The 469-nt window shown below is 30.1% G+C and carries 1 protein-coding gene; it reads right to left on the minus strand.

Annotation, left to right across the window (positions count from 1 at the left end; all coding sequences use genetic code 11):
• Positions 1 to 280 precede the first annotated feature (280 nt).
• A partial coding sequence (locus CRV03_RS13950; RefSeq protein WP_164968677.1) for a BlaI/MecI/CopY family transcriptional regulator occupies positions 281 to 469 on the minus strand: 189 nt, incomplete at its 5' end.

Consider the following 469-nt stretch of genomic DNA (forward strand, 5'->3'; position numbering starts at 1 on the left):
TATAAGTACTTTTTGTAATTTTTTACTATAGAAAAATTGTCGCCAAATTCTTTTGCACACGATTAATATAGTAAGTAATAATAATCCAGCGATTATAATACGAATCAGCGATAATTCTTTCATATGTTTTTCTAACTGGAACAAGCAAAAATTTGAAAGAAAGAACATCTTATTTTGAAACAGAAATGGATATGTAACGTAATACACTAACATACTGAAAAAGAGGGTACTAACAATTACTGCTAACAATACGATTTTACGCATTTGCCATTTCATTCCATTAATCCTCTTTTTTTAACTGACTCAATTTGTCTTCTAACTTTTTTATTAAAGTCGGATCAGCCTGCTCTAACTCATCTAACATATGATTTACAACTAAATCTCCAAATTCCCCCATCAATTCCTGTGTCATTTTCTTCGTTTGCTTGGATAAGAATTCTTCTTTTGTTTGTACAGCACGATATATGCC

Source organism: Arcobacter sp. F155, assembly GCF_004116455.1.
Lineage (GTDB): Bacteria > Campylobacterota > Campylobacteria > Campylobacterales > Arcobacteraceae > Halarcobacter.